At 62.0% G+C, this 17149-nt stretch carries 18 protein-coding genes; 6 read left to right on the top strand and 12 right to left on the bottom strand.

The features are described 5' to 3' along the window. Positions 1-2: 2 nt before the first annotated feature. Genes NKJ12_RS04920 through NKJ12_RS04895 form a run of 6 tightly spaced genes read right to left on the bottom strand, consistent with a single transcriptional unit; the run spans position 3 to position 7003 of the window. The gene (locus NKJ12_RS04920) at positions 3-437 is read right to left on the bottom strand and encodes a ribulose bisphosphate carboxylase small subunit (protein WP_023678835.1); all 435 of its coding nucleotides are present in this window, start codon (positions 435-437) and stop codon (positions 3-5) included. An 18-nt stretch (positions 438-455) separates the two neighbouring features. Beyond that, entirely contained in the window at positions 456-1949 is a 1494-nt protein-coding gene (locus NKJ12_RS04915; RefSeq protein WP_502900440.1) for a ribulose-bisphosphate carboxylase large subunit, read from the bottom strand. A gap of 21 nt (positions 1950-1970) precedes the next feature. Beyond that, positions 1971-3050: a class II fructose-bisphosphate aldolase gene (gene fba / locus NKJ12_RS04910; protein WP_352701442.1), complete on the bottom strand. Its 1080-nt coding sequence runs from the start codon at positions 3048-3050 to the stop codon at positions 1971-1973. Positions 3051-3061: 11 nt separating this feature from the next. Continuing rightward, positions 3062-5068: a transketolase gene (tkt, locus tag NKJ12_RS04905; protein ID WP_352701441.1), complete on the bottom strand. Its 2007-nt coding sequence runs from the start codon at positions 5066-5068 to the stop codon at positions 3062-3064. A 10-nt stretch (positions 5069-5078) separates the two neighbouring features. After that, complete coding sequence (locus NKJ12_RS04900; protein WP_254819812.1) at positions 5079-5951, bottom strand: phosphoribulokinase; 873 nt, start codon at positions 5949-5951, stop codon at positions 5079-5081. Between the two features lie 5 nt (positions 5952-5956). Then, positions 5957-7003, bottom strand: a complete 1047-nt coding sequence (locus NKJ12_RS04895; RefSeq protein ID WP_352701440.1) for a class 1 fructose-bisphosphatase — start codon at positions 7001-7003, stop codon at positions 5957-5959. Positions 7004-7126: 123 nt separating this feature from the next. On the opposite strand from NKJ12_RS04895, the gene NKJ12_RS04890 reads away from it, so the two are divergent. Beyond that, on the top strand, positions 7127-8086 hold the full coding sequence (locus tag NKJ12_RS04890; RefSeq protein ID WP_352690137.1) for a LysR family transcriptional regulator: 960 nt from the start codon (positions 7127-7129) through the stop codon (positions 8084-8086). A gap of 128 nt (positions 8087-8214) precedes the next feature. Here the strand turns inward: NKJ12_RS04890 and NKJ12_RS04885 are convergent, their stop codons facing one another. After that, positions 8215-8577 carry a hypothetical protein gene (locus NKJ12_RS04885; RefSeq protein WP_352701439.1) on the bottom strand — a complete coding sequence of 121 codons (363 nt, stop codon included), beginning with the start codon at positions 8575-8577 and terminating at the stop codon, positions 8215-8217. Positions 8578-8657: 80 nt separating this feature from the next. Here NKJ12_RS04885 and NKJ12_RS04880 point away from each other — a divergent pair, with 80 nt between their 5' ends. From NKJ12_RS04880 to NKJ12_RS04865, 4 genes are all read left to right on the top strand, one after another. After that, entirely contained in the window at positions 8658-9236 is a 579-nt protein-coding gene (locus tag NKJ12_RS04880; RefSeq protein WP_352701438.1) for a TetR/AcrR family transcriptional regulator, read from the top strand. A gap of 46 nt (positions 9237-9282) precedes the next feature. Continuing rightward, positions 9283-10587 (top strand): beta-ketoacyl-ACP synthase II, encoded by a 1305-nt coding sequence (gene fabF, locus NKJ12_RS04875; RefSeq protein ID WP_352701437.1) that lies wholly within the window; start codon positions 9283-9285, stop codon positions 10585-10587. A gap of 67 nt (positions 10588-10654) precedes the next feature. Beyond that, positions 10655-11470 carry an oxidoreductase gene (locus tag NKJ12_RS04870; protein ID WP_352702048.1) on the top strand — a complete coding sequence of 272 codons (816 nt, stop codon included), beginning with the start codon at positions 10655-10657 and terminating at the stop codon, positions 11468-11470. 268 nt (positions 11471-11738) lie between these two features. Next, entirely contained in the window at positions 11739-11939 is a 201-nt protein-coding gene (locus NKJ12_RS04865; protein ID WP_352507759.1) for a hypothetical protein, read from the top strand. A gap of 27 nt (positions 11940-11966) precedes the next feature. Here NKJ12_RS04865 and NKJ12_RS04860 read toward each other — a convergent pair whose 3' ends face one another. The 5 genes from NKJ12_RS04860 to NKJ12_RS04840 all read right to left on the bottom strand — a co-directional run bounded on the left by NKJ12_RS04860 (position 11967) and on the right by NKJ12_RS04840 (position 16508). Then, positions 11967-12596 carry a hypothetical protein gene (locus NKJ12_RS04860; protein WP_352690143.1) on the bottom strand — a complete coding sequence of 210 codons (630 nt, stop codon included), beginning with the start codon at positions 12594-12596 and terminating at the stop codon, positions 11967-11969. After that, a complete protein-coding gene (locus NKJ12_RS04855) occupies positions 12596-13456 on the bottom strand; it encodes a lanthanide ABC transporter permease protein PedC (RefSeq protein ID WP_352690156.1) in 861 nt (286 codons plus the stop codon). Before NKJ12_RS04855 ends, NKJ12_RS04860 begins: the two co-directional genes overlap by 1 nt. 11 nt (positions 13457-13467) lie before the next feature. Further along, entirely contained in the window at positions 13468-14256 is a 789-nt protein-coding gene (locus tag NKJ12_RS04850) for a lanthanide ABC transporter ATP-binding protein PedB/LutE (RefSeq protein WP_352690145.1), read from the bottom strand. A 98-nt stretch (positions 14257-14354) separates the two neighbouring features. Next, positions 14355-15326 (bottom strand): YVTN family beta-propeller repeat protein, encoded by a 972-nt coding sequence (locus tag NKJ12_RS04845; protein WP_352701436.1) that lies wholly within the window; start codon positions 15324-15326, stop codon positions 14355-14357. Between the two features lie 21 nt (positions 15327-15347). Next, positions 15348-16508 carry an ABC transporter substrate-binding protein gene (locus NKJ12_RS04840; protein ID WP_502899791.1) on the bottom strand — a complete coding sequence of 387 codons (1161 nt, stop codon included), beginning with the start codon at positions 16506-16508 and terminating at the stop codon, positions 15348-15350. 345 nt (positions 16509-16853) lie between these two features. Here NKJ12_RS04840 and NKJ12_RS04835 point away from each other — a divergent pair. Continuing rightward, positions 16854-17149 (top strand): alcohol dehydrogenase catalytic domain-containing protein (locus tag NKJ12_RS04835; protein WP_352701434.1); only part of this gene is annotated, 296 nt, incomplete at its 3' end.

Genomic DNA, 17149 nt, shown 5'->3' with positions numbered 1-17149 from the left:
GCCTAGCTCCGCTCGCCTTCGGGCCTGTCGGTCGCATAAGGGACGATCGAATAGCCCTGGCTGCGGCCATCGCGCTCCTGGCGCAGCAGCCGGAAGCCGGGTTCATTGGGTGGCCGGTTGACGATGAATGACATGCGCGGCGCTTCCCAGCCCTTGGTCGAATCGAAGGCAGTGACCCTGACATACATGTTGGGCATGGCTTTCCGGCAATTGTTGACTTCAAGCAGGATGCCCGCCGGGTCCCTCAGGTCGAACATCGGGTTGCCGTACATTTCCCAATAGGTGTTTCGCGGATGCGGATCGTCCGTGTATTCGACGCTGACCGCCCAGTGGTTTTTCAGCGCGTATTTGATCTGCGCCGAAATCTGCTCATCGGTTAGCTCGGGCAGGAACGAAAACTGTCCCTGCGTGACCTTGTTTCCCGGATTGGTCATCATGGCGACGGTTCCTTTCGTCTAGAAGCTCGGCGTTGCGGTTGGCACAAAATCGGCCGTGTCGGTCGATTCGTAGTTGAAGGTGACGTCCTTCCACGTCTCCAGGGCCGCCTTGAGCGGCGTGCACCATCTGGCCGCCTGTTCGAGGATCTTGGTGCCTTCGCGCAGATAGTCGCGGCCCTCGTTGCGGGCGAGGATCATCGCCTCCAGCGCGACGCGATTGGCCGTCGCGCCGGCCTGGATGCCGTCCGGATGGCCGATCGTGCCGCCGCCGAACTGCAGGATGACGTCCTCGCCGAGATAGTGGATCAACTGGTGCATCTGGCCGGCATGGATGCCGCCCGAGGCGACGGGCATCACCTTGTTGAGCGAGGCCCAGTCCTGATCGAAGAACAGCCCGGTTTCGAGGTTCTGCGGCGTGCGCTCCTCGCGCAGCGTGTCATAAAACCCCTTGATCATCAGCGGGTCGCCTTCCAGCTTGCCGACTACCGTGCCGGCATGGATGTGATCGACGCCGGCCATGCGCATCCATTTGCAGATGACGCGAAAATTCATGCCGTGGTTCTTCTGGCGCGAATAGGTCGAGTTGCCGGCCCGGTGCAGGTGCAGGATCATGTCGTTGCGGCGTGCCCACTTGGCCATCGACTGGATCGCCGTGTAGCCAATGACGAGGTCGATCATGACGATGCAGGAGCCAAGCTGTTTTGCGAATTCGGCGCGCTCGTACATCTCCTCCATCGTGCCGGCGGTGACGTTGAGATAATGGCCCTTGACTTCGCCGGTGGCGGCCGACGCCTTGTTCACAGCCTCGATGCAGTAGAGGAAACGGTCGCGCCAATGCATGAAGGGCTGCGAGTTGATGTTCTCGTCGTCCTTGACGAAGTCGAGGCCACCCTTCAGCGCCTCGTAGACGACGCGGCCGTAGTTGCGGCCTGACAGGCCAAGCTTCGGCTTCGTCGTCGCGCCGAGCAGCGGCCGGCCGAACTTGTCGAGCCGCTCGCGTTCCACCACGATGCCGGTCGCCGGGCCCTGGAAGGTCTTGAGGTAAGCCACCGGAATGCGCATGTCTTCGAGCCGCAGGGCCTTGACGGCCTTGAAGCCGAACACGTTGCCGATGATCGATGCAGTCAGGTTGGCGATGGAGCCGGGCTCGAACAGGTCGAGGTCGTAAGCGATATAGGCGAAGTACTGTTGCTCGATCCTGGTGCCTGGACCTGTGTTCGGCACCGGCTCGGATTTGAATGCCTTGGCGCGGTAGAGCTCGCAGGCGGTCAGCCTGTCGGTCCACACCACGGTCCATGTCGCGGTAGAGGATTCACCGGCGATAGCGGCGGCCGCCTCCTCGTGGTCGACGCCGGGCTGCGGCGTGATCCGAAACATGGCAATCAGGTCGGTCTCCTTGGGTCGGTAGTCGGCCTCCCAGTAGCCCATCTTCTTGTAGGGGATGACGCCCGACCTGTAGCGTTCCTTGCCTTCCTTGAGCGTGCCTGCTGAAGGCATGTCGATCTTGTTCATGGCAGGTCTCCTGTTTGCCGCTCAGGCGGCTTTCGCGGTTGCGATATGCGGGTCGAGCTTTCCTGCGGCGTAACGTTTCGCCATCTCATCCATGGCGATCACCCTGATCTTCGACGCGTGGCCTGCGGTGCCGAAGCGTTCGAAGCGATCGCGGCAAAGGTCGCGCAGCGCGTCCATGGCGGGTTTCAGGAATTTACGCGGATCGAATTCGCGCGGGTCCTGCGTCGCGACGCGGCGGAACTGCCCGGCCATGGCCATTCGGCAATCGGTGTCGATGTTGACCTTGCGCACGCCGGAGCGGATGCCGCGCTCGATTTCCTCGACCGGGACGCCAAAGGTCTGGGGCATCTCGCCGCCATAGTTGTTGATGATGTCCTGCAGTTCCTGCGGCACGGAGGAAGACCCATGCATGACCAGATGCGTGTTGGGCAGCTTTTCGTGGATCGCCTCGATCACCTGCATGGCCAGGATGCCGCCGTCAGGCTTGCGGCTGAATTTATAGGCACCGTGCGAGGTACCGCAGGCGATCGCCAGCGCGTCGACCCGGGTGGCGGTCACGAAGTCGACCGCCTGATCGGGATCGGTCAAAAGCTGGTCATGGGAAAGCGCACCTTCGGCGCCGTGCCCGTCCTCGGCCTCGCCCTGGCCGGTTTCCAGCGAGCCGAGCACGCCGAGCTCGCCTTCGACTGAAGCGCCGACCCAATGCGCCATGCGTGCGACACGTTCGGTGATGGCGACGTTGTACTCGTAGCTCGCCGGCGTCTTGGCGTCCGCCATCAATGACCCGTCCATCATCACCGAGGTGAAGCCGTGGCGGATCGCCGACAGGCAGGTGGCTTCGTTGTTGCCGTGATCCTGATGGATGCAGAGCGGAATGGCCGGATGGATTTCGGTCAAAGCCTCCATCATCTTGGCCAGCATGATGTCATTGGCATAGGAGCGGGCGCCGCGCGAGGCCTGGATGATGACCGGCGCGTCGCAGGCCCTGGCCGCCTCCATGATGGCGAGGCCCTGTTCCATGTTGTTGATATTGAATGCCGGCACCCCGTAGCCGTGCTCGGCGGCATGGTCGAGAAGCTGGCGAAGGGTGATGCGGGCCATGGGTCGTCCTCCTAGATGATGAGCTTCAGCGCCGCTGCCGCGACGGCTTCGGGCGTGATGTCGAAATGCCGGTAGAGATCCGGGGCAGGGGCGCTGGCGCCGAAACCAGCCATGCCGACGAAAGCGCCGGTGTCGCCGATCCAGCGGTCCCAGCCGAGCCGTGCTGCGGCTTCGATGGCGATGCGCGGCGCCGAGCCGAGGACGGCCTTGCGGTAGTCCGCGTCCTGTTCCTCAAAGAGCTCCCAGCACGGCATCGAGACGACCGCGGCGGCGATGCCGTGCTCGGTCTCCAGCCGTTCGGCGGCGGCAATAGCAATCTCGACCTCCGAGCCGGTGGCGATCAGCGTCACGGCGCGGTGCCGGGCTGGCTCGCGCAGGATGTAGCCGCCACGGCTCGACCGGTTCTCGTCGCCGTGCCCCTGGCGCAGCATCGGCAGGTTCTGGCGCGAGAGCACCAGCACGCTTGGCCGGTTCTCGCTTCTCAGTGCCAGTTCCCAGCATTCCGCCGTTTCGATGATGTCGGCCGGACGGAAGACGTTGAGGTTTGGCGTCGCCCGCAGCATCGCCAGGTGCTCGACCGGCTGGTGGGTCGGGCCGTCCTCGCCGAGACCAATGGAATCGTGCGTCATCACATAGATGACGCGCTGGCCCATGAGCGCCGAGAGCCGCATCGCGCCGCGCGCATAGTCGGCAAAGCACAGGAACGTGCCGCCATAAGGCACGAAGCCGCCATGCAGCGCGATGCCGTTCATGGCCGCGGCCATGCCGTGCTCACGGATGCCGTAGTGAATGTAGCGGCCGGCATAGTCATTAGGCGCTATGCGATCCATCCCCTTGGTGATCGTCAGGTTCGAATGCGTCAGATCGGCGGAGCCGCCGACGGTCAGTTCCGTTGCGGAGTTGATTGCAGCGAGCGCCATTTCCGAGGCTTTTCGCGTCGCAACCTTGGTCGCCTTTTCGACATGCTCCTTGCGGAAAACACCGAGCGCTTCGAAGACCGCCTCGGGCAGGGCGCCGGCGACCGCGATCTCGAAGGCCCCACGCTGCGGCGAGGCGGCAAGCCGCTGCTCCCAGGCGCGCCGCACCGCTTGACCGCGGCTGGCGATCTCGCGCCAGGCGAAAAGGATATCGTCCGGCACCTCGAACGGCGCGTAGGCCCAGCCGATGTTCTCGCGCGTCGCGGCGATCTCCGCATCGCCAAGCGGCGCGCCATGCGTCTTTTCCGAACCGCCCAGGTGGGGCGCCCCCTTGCCGATCACCGTGCGGCAGGCGATCAGAGACGGTTGGTCCGATTGCTGCGCCGCTTCGATTGCCGCCGCAACGGTTTCGATGTCGTGGCCGTTCACCGACTGGACATGCCATCCAGCGGCTTTGAACCGTACCGGCTGGTCCATCGATGTCGACAGCGAAGTCGGTCCGTCGATCGAGATCGCATTGTCGTCCCAGAAGACGATCAGCCGCGAAAGCTTCAGGTGACCGGCAAGATCGATCGCCTCGTGGCTGATGCCTTCCTGCAGGCAGCCGTCGCCGGCGATCACGTAGGTGAAATGGTCGACGAGATCGGCGCCGTGGCGGGCAGCAAGCATGCGCTCCGCCAGCGCCATGCCGACCGCGGTCGAAATGCCTTGTCCAAGCGGACCGGTCGTCGTCTCGATGCCGAGCGCATGGCCATATTCCGGATGTCCGGCGGTGCGGCTGCCCAGCTGGCGAAACCGCTGCAGCTCCTCGATCGGCATGTCCTCGTAGCCGAGCAGGTAATGCAGCGCATATTGCAGCATCGAGCCGTGCCCGGCCGACAGCACGAAGCGGTCGCGATCGGGCCAGTTGGGCGCCGACGGATCGATGTTGATGAAGCGGCTGAACAGCACCGTTGCGACATCGGCCATGCCCATCGGCATGCCCGGATGACCGGAATTGGCCTTTTGGACGCTGTCCATCGCCAATGCGCGAATGGCGTTCGCCATGTTGCGCTCCGAGACGGCGGCGACGGGCTTCAATGCTGCTGCCTGGCTGTTCATGGCGTGCTCCTCACGACACACGGTTCTTGCGTTCGATCAATTGCAGGATGAGCGGCGTCAGGATCAGCTGCATGGCAAGGTCGAGCTTGTTGCCGGGCACCACTATGGAATTCGGCCGCGACATGAACGAGTCGTGGATCATCGAAAGCAGGTAGGGGAAATCGATGCCGCGGGGATTGGCGAAGCGGATGACCAGCATCGATTCGTCGGGCGTCGGAATCCAGCGTGCGATGAACGGATTGGACGTGTCGACGATCGGCACGCGCTGGAAGTTGATGGCGGTCTGCGAAAACTGCGGGACGATGTAGCGGACATAGTCCGGCATGCGCCGCAAGATCACGTCCATCACCGCCTCTGTGGAATAGCCGCGCGTTGCGCGGTCGCGGTGGATCTTCTGGATCCATTCCAGATTTATGACTGGCACCACGCCGATCCTAAGGTCAGCGTGCCTGGCCAGGTTGATCTTGTCGGTGACGACGCAGCCATGCAGGCCCTCGTAGAAGAGCAGGTCGCTCGGCGGAAATTCGCGCCATTCGGTGAAATGTCCCGGCGGCGTGCCGTACTGCTTCTCCTCATCCTCGTCATGGATGTAGGTGCGGGTCTTTCCGGTTCCCCGGCGGCCATATTCCTCGAATACCTCTTCTAGGATTGCCAATTCATTGGCCTCGGCATGGAAGTGGGTGAAGTTCGGATTGCCCGCCTTTTCCTCCTCGGCCACCTTCGCCTTCATCGTGGCGCGGTCGTAGCGATGGAAAGCATCGCCTTCGATGAAGGCGGCCCCGATGTTCTCGCGCCGGAAGATCAGTTCGAAGATGCGCTTGACAGAGGTGGTGCCTGCGCCCGACGACCCGGTGATGGTAATGATGGGGTGCTTTGCCGACATGGTGTTCAGGCCCTGAAAAGGCCGCGGCGGCTGAACAGCGGCGCGCGTTCGCCGATGGCGCTCGGTTCGGTGTGGTAGCGGGTGACGCGCGCGACTTCGCGCGCCGATCCGAAAACCATGGGCACGCGCTGGTGAAGGTTCTCTGGTTCGATTTCGAGGATGCGGGTGATCGTATCGGTGGCGGCACCGCCCGCCTGTTCGACGAGATAGGCGATCGGGTTTGCCTCATAGACGAGGCGCAGTCGCCCCTGGCGGTAAGTCTTGCGCTTGTCGCCCGGATACAGGAATACGCCGCCGCGCATCAATATGCGGTAGCAGTCCGCGACCAGGGAGGCGATCCAGCGCATGTTGAAGTCCTTCTCGCGTGGGCCTTCGGTGCCTTCAAGGCAGTCGTCGATGTAGAGCCGCACCGCCTCGTCCCAATGCCGGTAGTTGGCGGCATTGATGGCGAACTCCTGGGTTCGCTGTGGGATGATCCGGCTCTCGTAGGCCTGGACGAAGGTGCCGAGCCGGGTCGAGAGAACGAAGACATGGGTGCCGCTGCCGAGCGACAGAACCAGCGCCAACTGCGGCCCGTAGATGAAGAAACCGGCGCCCAGCTGGTTCACGCCTGCCTGCAAAAACGAGGCGGCCGGATTCCTATCCGGCGCACCAATTGCAGGGAGGAGCGAGAAGACCGTTCCGATCGACACGTTGGTGTCGATGTTGGATGAGCCATCGAGCGGGTCGATGGCGATGGCAAGAGCCGCTTGCCTGTCGAGCAGCACCGGCTGCTCCAGTTCCTCGGAAGCGTAGAGCGCGACCGGAGCGTGGCGCATGGCGTCGAGGAAGATGTCATCGGCAAAGACATCGAGATCCTTCTGGATGTCGCCGTCAGCATTGGCGCCGCGGGTTCCGGCAAAGGCCGTGCCGAGCACCCCTTGATTGATGGTGTTGCGGATCGTGGTGGCCGCCTGCGTCAGCTGACGGATGGTCGCTACGACCGCGGAGCGCGGTTCGTCCGGCTCGCCAAGATAGGAGTTCAGAAAAGCGTCGAGCGTTGCCGCTGGCATCGTAACCTCCCGATCCAGCCGCCTCTCCTGGGGTCGGCCGGATTGGGAAAGGAGAACAAACGACGCTGGATAAGTAAAATTCAATAACTTTACTCCGGCAGTAAAAAAATTTTAGTATGCCATATGAGAAACCTCACGCTTAAGCAATTCAAGACCGTTCAGGCAATCATCAGCCACGGAAAAATCGTCAGCGCGGCCAAGGCGTTAGGCCTGTCTCCTCCAGCGGTGACGATCCAGTTGCGGCAGGTGGAGGAGGAGTTCCAACTGGCCTTGTTCGACCGGACGTCGGATGGCATGCGTCCCACTGCCGCAGGTCTGGCCTTCGTCGAGACGGCACAGGCCATCGAGGAGCGGCTTCGTCTGCTCGAAGACAAGATGGATGCGATCAAGGGCGTGCGCGCCGGCAGCTTGCGGCTCGGCGTCGTTTCCACGGCCAAATATTTCGCGCCGCGGCTGATGGCCGCCTTCATGAAGGAACATCCCGATATCGACATGCACCTTGCCATCGGCAACCGCGCCGAGACGATTGACAATCTGAAGAACCACGACATCGATATCGCGCTGATGGGACGCCCGGCCAAGGAAGTCCCGGTGCGTGCTTCGGTCTTCGGCGATCACCCGCTGGTCATCATCGCACCACCCGACCACCCGCTGGCGTCGGCACGCGACATTTCCAAGGAGCGGATCGCCGAGGAGCATTTCCTCATTCGCGAGCCCGGCTCCGGAACGCGCATCTCACTGGAAATATTCCTGAGCGACGTGCCCGGCCGCATCGACGATCTCGGCGTCGAGATGGACTCGAACGAGACCATCAAGCAGGCGGTGATGGCCGGGCTCGGCATCGCGTTCATCTCTGCCCACACCATCGCTGCCGAAACCGAAGCCGGCCGGCTGGTTATCCTCGACGTTGTCGGCATGCCGATCCGCCGGCAATGGTTTTCGGTGATGCGCAGCGATCACGCGATCTCGCCGGCGATGGCGACCTTCCACGATTTTCTGATGCGCAAGGGCGCGATGTACCTGCCCCTGTTCGGCAAGCTCTATCCGCACGAGGAACCGAACACTGGAGGTCGCGCGAGTTAGGGCGCGCGGTGCAGGCAAAACGCTTGCCCCAAACTTATTAGATGGCGTGATCGAGGCACCGTGTGGCGACTCGCGCGGACGCGAGAGCCAACGGCCAGCAGCACGCAGGTTGCGGTCTGAACTTCGGCTCAGCGCATTGTCGCGTCGGCTCGCAGATGCATGTCGGTCCCGGTCGAGACCGTCACCTCATCCCCGGACCTTGAGAACGTGTAGAGCGAGCCCTGGTGACCCGGCATGGAAAAGGCCACGGAGTCGTCGTCGGCGAGACCCATTACGACGCGCAGCGGATCGCCCTCGGTCTTCGGCGCGAAGGTGGCGGTGACCTCCAAGAGGTCGCCGTCGGCCGGGACGTAGTAGACCACCATGTCAAGGTGTCCCTCGTGCAGGCTGCCGCCCTCGATCGGGCGTCCGATGGTGGCCTCCTCGGCAAAAGCCGGGGTCGCGAGAAACAGCGCGGCCAGGAGCGATGCGCTCAGGGTATTGCGGATCATCTCATATCTCCTTTTTTAGATTGCGTTCGACCTCTATATGATTTATAGATTACGAATGCAATCCAAAAAGGAAGCTAACGATGCGCGTAAGTCGTACCCAGGCCGCGGAAAACCGCGAAACCGTAATCAACGTGGCAAGCCGCCTTTTTCGGGAGCGCGGGTTTGATGGTATCGGCCTTAAGGATCTGATGAAGGGTGCCGGACTGACCCAAGGCGCGTTTTATAAGCAGTTCGCATCCAAGGACGACCTGGCGGCGCAGGCGTCCAGGCGGGCGATGGAGAGCGCCTCGCATCGATGGTCGGCCGCGACTGCGGCAAACCCTGATGATCCGCTTGGCGCGGTGATCGCGTTCTACCTCAGCATGGACCATCGCGGAGAAAAGATGGACGGCTGCCCGATCGTAGCGCTGGGTTCGGATGCCGGCAGACAGGGCAAGGACGTGAAAGCGCCGTTCGAAGCCGGGATCAAGGAGCATCTCAAGATCCTCGGCGGTTTCATAGCTGGGACCGGTGGCGGGGATTCCGATGGCAAGGCCATGGCCATTCTCTCGACGATGGTCGGTGCGTTGATGTTATCGCGCGTCGTCAACGATCCCGACCTCGCGCAGGCCTTTCTGGATGCGGCGACCGATCAGGTTCGCGAAGCAGCCGGCGCTTGAACGGCGTGGTAGCGCCGGCGGCGCACCCAAACTGATAGGAAAATAGATGCGACGGATTGTTGTAACAGGCATGGGCGCGGTCACGCCTCTTGCTGCCGATGTCGAAGCGTCCTGGTCGCGTCTCCTGGCCGGCCGCTCGGGCCTCCGGAGGCTTCCGGATGATGTGGTGGGAGACCTGCCGGCGAAGATCGGAGGGGTGGTTCCCTCGCTGGACGAGGATTCGGATGCTGGTTTCGATCCGGGTGCCGTCTTTCCGCCGAAGGATCAGCGCAAGGTAGATCGGTTCATTCTCTTTGCGCTGGCGGCTGCACAAGAGGCACTCGCCCAAGCAAGATGGGCACCCGTCTCGGAAGCAGGTCGCTTGCGCACGGCCACGATCATCGCCTCGGGCGTCGGCGGATTCCCGGCCATAACCGAGGCGGTGCGCACGGTCGACCGACGCGGCGTCCGCCGTCTATCACCTTTTACGGTGCCGTCGTTCCTGGTGAACCTCGCGGCAGGCCACATCTCGATCCGCTATGGCTTCAAAGGTCCGCTCGGTGCACCGGTGACGGCGTGCGCGGCCGCCATTCAGGCGATCGGCGATGCGGCTCGCCTAATTCGCGCCAACGAAGCCGATATTGCCGTGTGCGGCGGGACGGAAGCATGCATGAATATCGTGAGCCTCGGTGGGTTTGCCGCGGCACGCTCTCTTTCGACCTCCTTTAATCACCGTCCGGATGAGGCCTCCCGACCGTTCGACAAGTCGCGGGACGGCTTCGTCATGGGCGAAGGAGCCGGCATGCTGGTCATCGAAGAATTGAGCCACGCCCTGGCGCGCGGCGCAAGACCGCTGGCCGAGCTTGTCGGCTACGGCACGACGGCCGATGCTCATCACGTCACCTCCGGTCCCGAGGACGGCGACGGTGCGCGCCGGGCCATGGAGATCGCAATCGCCCAAGCAGGGATTTCGCCCCGCGAGGTTCGTCATCTCAATGCCCATGCGACCTCCACGCCGGTGGGCGACCTGGGTGAGATCGAAGCGATCAAGAGCGTGTTCGGGCGCGATTTCGCGATAGCTGTCAGTGCAACGAAATCGGCGACCGGACACCTGCTCGGAGCCGCTGGCGGGCTCGGAGCTATCTTCGCAATTCTGGCGCTCAGGGATCAGATGGCACCGCCGAGCCTCAATCTGAGCGCTCCCGATCCGGCCGGCGACGGGATCGACTTCGTCGCAAACCAGGCCCGGCCGATGGCGATGGACTACGCAATCTCCAATGGCTTCGGCTTCGGAGGCGTTAATGCCAGTGCGCTGTTCCGGCGCTGGACGGATGATCTGGCCGGCGCGAGCACCGGAGGCGCTCATGATTGACGCCTTCCGCTCCGACCTTTCGCGCTTCTCCCCCGCCGGTCCAAACACGAAGAAGGATGTGACCTCCATGAACAAGACCAATCTAGGCGTCGCCCTGGTGACCGGGGCATCCAGCGGCATCGGGCACACAACGGCCAAAGCCCTGAAGAACGCGGGTTTTCGCGTGTTCGGAACCAGCCGTCGCGCAGTCGCCGAACGATCCGACGGCATTACCATGCTGACCGGCGACGTGACCGATGACGCGTCCGTGGCGAAACTTGTACAGGACGTGCTGGCCGAGACCGGGCGCATCGACCTGCTCGTCAACAATGCCGGCGTTGGCCTGCTTGGTGGCGCGGAGGAGTCTTCGATGGCCCAGGCCAAGTCGCTGTTTGACGTGAACGTCTTTGGCATTATGCGAGTAACCAAAGCGGTCCTGCCGACAATGCGCCGTCAAGGCAAGGGCAGAATCGTCAATTTGAGCTCGGTGCAGGGGTTCATCCCAGCTCCCTATTTCGCGCTTTATTCGTCGACCAAGCATGCCGTTGAAGGCTATTCCGAATCGCTCGACCACGAACTGCGTCCTTTCGGTATTCGCGTCGTCTTGGTGGAGCCCGCCTATACCCGCACCTCATTTGAAGAAAATCTCGCCAGGCCGGATCAGTTGCTTGATATCTATGACTCTGCGCGCGCCGGCATGAATGCAGCTGTGCGCAAAGCGATGGAAAAAGGCGATGCGCCGGAAGTGGTGGCCAGGACCGTTTTGGCGGCTGCGACCGATCCCGCTCCGAAGAGGCGCTATGCGGCTGGAACAATGGCGCGCCAGGTCAGTTTCCTGCGCCGTTTCGTCCCCGCATCCGCATTCGACAACAGCCTGCGAAAGCAACTCGGGCTGCCGGTTTGATGACCTCGACGAAATCCCGTGAAGCTCGGAATCATCGACGTTGGACCATCGTCACCACATTGGCGCGGCGCAACCTGACGCGATTGCTCTGGAGAACGCCCTGCGGTCGTTGGCGTTAGATTAGCGGTATGTTATGTTGCGGCGCGAAAGAGCGGGGGCCACGTCCTTTCACACCCGTAAGCGATCTGTATGTGCGACCTCTGCAGACGGGTCGGTATCACGGAAACCTCCCGGCATGGAGTTCGGGATTCGATGGGGACAAGGGGCAATGCTTTACACGCTCGTTATGATGGTCTGCCTGACGGCTGTGCCGCAGACCTGTGAACAACGCGAACAGATGGTGGACGGCCTGGCGATGAATCCCGGGACCGCGTTCATGCAGGCGCAGCCGCTGGTCGCTCAGTGGATCGAGACGCATCCCGGTTATTTCGTGCAGCGCTGGCGCGTGCTGCCCGGCCGGGGTTCGTGATATCCGCCGCGACGATCGAATGGGGTTCTATTTCTTCGCGCCGAGCGCTTCCGAGACGACCTTGGACAATTGATAAAGCCGCTGCTCGATTATCGTCGGCACTTCACAGACGTAAGTCAGTGATTGGACGCGTTCATTGAAAATTCGCGTTGCGAATTTCAGCTCTTCGGTTCGCCGATCGATCTCTTCGGGATCTGCATCCGGCTTGGCCCGCAACGCATCGACATCGGACCCTTCCTTGCGCAACGCGGCGGCCATTTCGAGCTGCTTGTGGGCGTAGCGGGAAATGCCCGAAATCACCTGCGAGCGCTCGGCGTCCAGGTGATCGAACATGCCTTGCACCAGCATCGCCATTTTGGGTGCAAGCTGTTCTGCCGGCAAGGAAGCCGCGAAATCCCTGATCTTCTTTTGAGCTTCCGCAATCGGCATCCGGCGAGCTGCCACTTCCTCGATCAGGGCGGAGATGGTGGGGTCCTTCGACCAGTCCTTCGCCGCTGAAGGAAGGTCCCGTCCGTTCCAGATCTGGCCGAGCGAGAGTTGCGGCACCTTGCGCTGCATGCAGGGCCAGTCCGGATCGGGGTTCGCCGCCATGGCGTTGATGCCCGGCGCGAGCATGGCAACCAGAGCCAGGCCGCGAACAAGGCTCATTCGTGCCATCAGGTATTTCCTCCCGTGTCCTGTTTGCGGGTCATCAGGCCGCGCGAAGGGTCGTAGGCGATGATGGCGGCGGCAAGGAACAGCAGCGTGCAGCTGGCAACGACGGCTAGCGACAGCCACTCAACCTGGCCGTAGAAGGCGAAGCGGATCAGTTCGACGGCGTAAGTAAAAGGATTGGCGAGGCAGATCTTGTAGAGCAGGGGGCTAGCCTCCTGGATACGCCACAAGGGATAGAGTGCCGGAGAAGCGAAATAGCCGGGAAAGATGACGAAGTTCATGATGCCAGCGAAGTTTTCGAGCTGCTTGATCATCGAGGACAAAAGCATGCCGAGCGCGCACAGCATCATGCCTGACAGGAACAGCGCAGGCAGTACGGTGAGATAGCCAAGCGGCGGCGCCTTGACGCCCCAGAACCAGGCAACGATAAGGAACGCGTAAACCTGCGCGATCGACACGGCGACACCGGCGAGCATCTTCGAGATCAGTAGAAACCAACGCGGGAAGGGGCTGACCAGCAGGGTGCGCATGTTGCCCATTTCGCGGTCATAGACCATCGACAGCGAAGACTGCATGCCCGAAAACAGCAGAATCATGCCGCACAGGCCCGGCGTGATGTAGACCTCGTAGAGCACGTAGGTCTTGTAGGGCGGGATGATCGATACGCCGAGCACCTGCCGGAATCCGGCGGCAAAGATGAACAGCCAGACGAGCGGCCGAACCAGCGAGGAAATGAAGCGCTCGCGCTGATGCAGGAAGCGCAGGCACTCCCGCACGACGATCCCTTTGAGGCAAATGAGGTAGTGACGGAGCCCAAATTGTTCGAAACTCACCGGCGTGAGGGTCGCGACTTTTGCGGGCATTGCGGGAGCGCTCACGGCGACATCTCCGCGATGCCGCTTGTTTCGATGCGGTTGAGCTTGGAAAAGGCGTCGCGGATCGAACTGGCACCGCTCGTCGCAACGACGTCGGCCACCTTACCCTTGGCCACCAGGTCGCCCTGCCGCAGCACGACGACATGGTCGCCGTCGTCGACCTCATCGATCAGATGCGTCGCCCACAGCACGCCGATGCCCTCGGTTTCGACGAGCTTGCGGATGGTGCCCAGAATGCCCGCACGCGACTGGATGTCGAGACCGACCGTCGCCTCGTCGAGCAGCAGCAGGGAAGGGCGGTGGAGCAGCGCCCGCGCGATCTCGATGCGCCGCATTTGGCCGCCGGAAAGACTGCGTGCCTTGTCATGCTGACGGCCCTGCATGTTGACTGTATCCAGCAGCGCGGCAATGCGCTGCCGGGCATGGTGTCCGCCGATGCCATGCAATGAGGCGTGGTAGGAGAGGTTCTGGTGGACGCTGAGGTCGAGGTCGAGCGTGCGTGCCTGGAACACGATGCCGACACGCCTGAGCGCTTCGCCCGAAGCGCGGCTGACGTCATGGCCGAAGATGCGGATCGATCCGCGGCGGGTGCCGTAAAGATGGCTGATCAGTGAAAACAAAGTTGTCTTGCCGGCGCCGTTGAGGCCGAGCAGAACGGTGAAAGTTCCCGGCGCGATCGAGAATGAGACATCGTTGAGCGCCCGCTTCGGACCATAGGAATGGCTGACGCCGGCAACATCGAGCGCCGCCACCTCGTCTCCAGCTCCGCTTGTCCTCACATGCTGCATGCCGCTGGCTCCTTCGGGGCGCGCTGGTTATCTAGTGCACGTGCAACATCCCCGCGGCAAATATTCATCACGTCGGCCTCCCTGATCATTGCTGCGGTCTAGTGGGGCGATATGGCCACGCCCCAAGGCTGCTGGCCCACCGTAACCGATTGAACCGGCTCGTCCGTCGCCGTGTCGATGAAGGTGATGTCATTGGAATTGCCGTTGGTGGTGATCAGCGTCTTCTGATCGGGGGTGAAGTCGAGATGCCAGACGCGCTGGCCGACCAGGATGTATTTTTCCACCTCGTAGGTTTCGGTATTGATGACGGCGACATGATTCGCCGGGCCGAGCGCGACATAGGCTTTCTTGCCGTCGGCGCTGATCGCGATGCCCACCGGCTGGATGGTTTCGGGCCGCAGTCCCGCAATCGCGAACTGGATCTTCTTCACCACCTCGCGCTTGAGACTATCGATGACGCTGACGGTGCCGCCGATTTCGGCGCTGACCCAGATCTGTGATCCGTCGGGCTTGAATTGCGCAAAGCGCGGACGCGTGTCGACCAGGACATTGTCGGTCACCTCATGGCTGTCGGTGTCGATAAAATGCGCCATGCTGGTGGTTTCGGAGGTGTTGACCATGGTTTTGCCATCGGGACTGATAGCCATGCCTTCAGGCTCCACCCCAACGGGAATCTCGGTCATGACCTGCTTGCTCTCGATGTTGATCGCGGTGACGAGATTGTCGTCCTCGTTGGCGACGTAGAGCGTGGTCCCGTCGGGCGAAAGCACGAACAGTTCGGGATCCGGGCCGGATGGCAGCGTGCCCACAATTTGCAGCGTCTCGCTATCGATGAATTCGATCGTATCGTCATCGCTGGCGCACAAATAGATGAACTTGCCGTCATGCGAGATGGTGATACCGCGCGGCCTCTGGCCGACTTCGACGGTCTTCACCACTTGCATCGTCGCCGTGTCGACGACCGTTATCGTATTGTCTTTCTCGTTGGAGACATAAACGGTGTAAGCCCACGCCGGATTGGCCATGACGCCGGTTGCGAGAATGGCGAGTGCGCAAGCTCGTCTCTGCACGAAGATTCCTCCCGATTGGTTCTACTTAAGTACGCATTTCGTTTCCGGCTGATCGATACCGAGCGTATCGAGCTCGGAGATTTGGTGGAGATAACCCTCCTGTGGCGATGTCGAGATGACGGATTTGGTGTCGCCGAGCAGGATTGGCTGGCGAAGCTGATGGTTCCACTTGCGGAAGGTCAGCTTCTGTCCCTTGAAGGCGGCGACCGAGAAATCGTCCGAGCGGATGTAGTCGCCGATCTTCTTCGGATCGTCGCCATTGGTCCGCGTGCTGGCTTCGCCCACCACCCGCACCGCCGTCCAGGCCGACATGTCCTTGGACAGCATTCGCCGACCGGTCGTCCTCAGGAAACGGCTCTGCATCTGGATGCCGCCCCATTGCTCGCTCGCGGGATGCCAGGACGACGCGACAAGGCCCGCCGTGCCGGCGACCAGCCGCGGTGTCCAGGTGCGGTAGGGCACATAAGTTCCGAACACCTCGCTCTCATCGGCGACAAGCACCACGTCATGCTCCGGCAGATCCTGCGTGAACACGGAAATCTGCTGCTGTATCTGCGTGGCGCCGGTGTCGGTGCGGCGCGCCGTGCCGGTGTCTTTGAACTCCTTCTCGGCGACGATCTGACCGCCGAAGCGGGCCGCCGCGCGGCGCAACGCGTCCGCGTAGAGATGATCCTGCTCATGCGAACCGTAGAGCAGCACCCAATTCGGCCATTTCTTTACCACGAGATACTGGGCCAGCGCGTCAGCCAGCATGCTTCGCGTCGGCGCGATATGGAAAATATTTATGCGGCAGTCTTCCTCGCGCAGGCTGTCGTCGGTGGCACCGACATTGAAGACCAGAACGCCCTTGTCGCGGGCGATGTCTGCGATCGACAGCAATTGCCTAGCCGAGAGGTCCGCGACAACATAGCGGTCACCTTTGGCAATCAGATCGTTGAAGGCTTGTACCGCGTCGGCGTCCGGCTTGATCTCGGTTATGTCGAGGCTGAATTTCTGGCTGAGGAACTTTCCTGTCGTATTGTTGTCGCCGATCGCCACATTGGCGCCGGCAACACCTTGGTCGCGTGGCGGCAGGTCCAGCAGGGAAAGCGCCAGTTGCGGCGCGTAGGCCCGCAAATAACCTATTCTGATTTCGGTTATCTTTCTTTCCGGCCTGTCGGTTGCGACCGGTTGCTTGCCCATCACTTCCTGGGCCATCACGTCCGCAATGTCGGCGGTCTGGAAAAATAGGTACAAAAAGGCCGCGAGTGTGCCTGGCACCGCGCTCGTCATCGATAAAACTGCCTGTTCTTGCACTAAAGTCCGATTGTTCCCGGACCAGCGCGAATTCAAGGTGCCCGCAATGAGCTTAGCGGACCCCACAAGATTTATCAAAGCCCTGCAAGTGGACTTGCGTGTCTGCTTTAGTCCTATGCCTTTTCGTGGGAATACGGCGGTGAATGAGCGTGTTGCGGTCTTCGACTCCGAGATGATCCGCAGCAATGCCGGAATGTGAAACTCTATGGGTTCTCTTGGGAGGATTGCCTGATGAAAACGCGCGCCGCTGTTGCCGTCGCCGCCGGAAAGCCGCTGGAGATCATGGAGGTCGACCTCGAGGGTCCTCGCGATGGCGAGGTGCTGGTCGAGATCAAGGCAACCGGCATCTGCCACACCGACGAGTTCACGCTGTCGGGCGCCGACCCCGAAGGCCTGTTTCCGGCGATCCTCGGCCATGAGGGCGCCGGCATCGTCGTCGATATCGGCAAGGGCGTCACCTCGGTCAGGAAGGGCGACCATGTCATCCCGCTCTATACGCCGGAATGCCGGCAGTGCCCGTCCTGCCT

The organism is Mesorhizobium sp. M0195 (genome assembly GCF_040322115.1).
Taxonomy (GTDB): Bacteria; Pseudomonadota; Alphaproteobacteria; order Rhizobiales; family Rhizobiaceae; genus Mesorhizobium.
Note: the sequence above shows the minus strand (reverse complement) of the source record. Positions and strands in the feature narration are given on the sequence as shown.

Bases quoted from the DNA above. Each gene is read 5' to 3' on its own strand.
- NKJ12_RS04920 (WP_023678835.1), bottom strand. From the start codon at position 437: ATGATGACCAATCCGGGAAACAAGGTCACGCAGGGACAGTTTTCGTTC.
- NKJ12_RS04915 (WP_502900440.1), bottom strand. From the start codon at position 1,949: ATGAACAAGATCGACATGCCTTCAGCAGGCACGCTCAAGGAAGGCAAG.
- fba (WP_352701442.1), bottom strand. From the start codon at position 3,050: ATGGCCCGCATCACCCTTCGCCAGCTTCTCGACCATGCCGCCGAGCAC.
- tkt (WP_352701441.1), bottom strand. From the start codon at position 5,068: ATGAACAGCCAGGCAGCAGCATTGAAGCCCGTCGCCGCCGTCTCGGAG.
- NKJ12_RS04900 (WP_254819812.1), bottom strand. From the start codon at position 5,951: ATGTCGGCAAAGCACCCCATCATTACCATCACCGGGTCGTCGGGCGCA.
- NKJ12_RS04895 (WP_352701440.1), bottom strand. From the start codon at position 7,003: ATGCCAGCGGCAACGCTCGACGCTTTTCTGAACTCCTATCTTGGCGAG.
- NKJ12_RS04890 (WP_352690137.1), top strand. From the start codon at position 7,127: ATGAGAAACCTCACGCTTAAGCAATTCAAGACCGTTCAGGCAATCATC.
- NKJ12_RS04885 (WP_352701439.1), bottom strand. From the start codon at position 8,577: ATGATCCGCAATACCCTGAGCGCATCGCTCCTGGCCGCGCTGTTTCTC.
- NKJ12_RS04880 (WP_352701438.1), top strand. From the start codon at position 8,658: ATGCGCGTAAGTCGTACCCAGGCCGCGGAAAACCGCGAAACCGTAATC.
- fabF (WP_352701437.1), top strand. From the start codon at position 9,283: ATGCGACGGATTGTTGTAACAGGCATGGGCGCGGTCACGCCTCTTGCT.
- NKJ12_RS04870 (WP_352702048.1), top strand. From the start codon at position 10,655: ATGAACAAGACCAATCTAGGCGTCGCCCTGGTGACCGGGGCATCCAGC.
- NKJ12_RS04865 (WP_352507759.1), top strand. From the start codon at position 11,739: ATGCTTTACACGCTCGTTATGATGGTCTGCCTGACGGCTGTGCCGCAG.
- NKJ12_RS04860 (WP_352690143.1), bottom strand. From the start codon at position 12,596: ATGGCACGAATGAGCCTTGTTCGCGGCCTGGCTCTGGTTGCCATGCTC.
- NKJ12_RS04855 (WP_352690156.1), bottom strand. From the start codon at position 13,456: ATGCCCGCAAAAGTCGCGACCCTCACGCCGGTGAGTTTCGAACAATTT.
- NKJ12_RS04850 (WP_352690145.1), bottom strand. From the start codon at position 14,256: ATGCAGCATGTGAGGACAAGCGGAGCTGGAGACGAGGTGGCGGCGCTC.
- NKJ12_RS04840 (WP_502899791.1), bottom strand. From the start codon at position 16,508: ATGGGCAAGCAACCGGTCGCAACCGACAGGCCGGAAAGAAAGATAACC.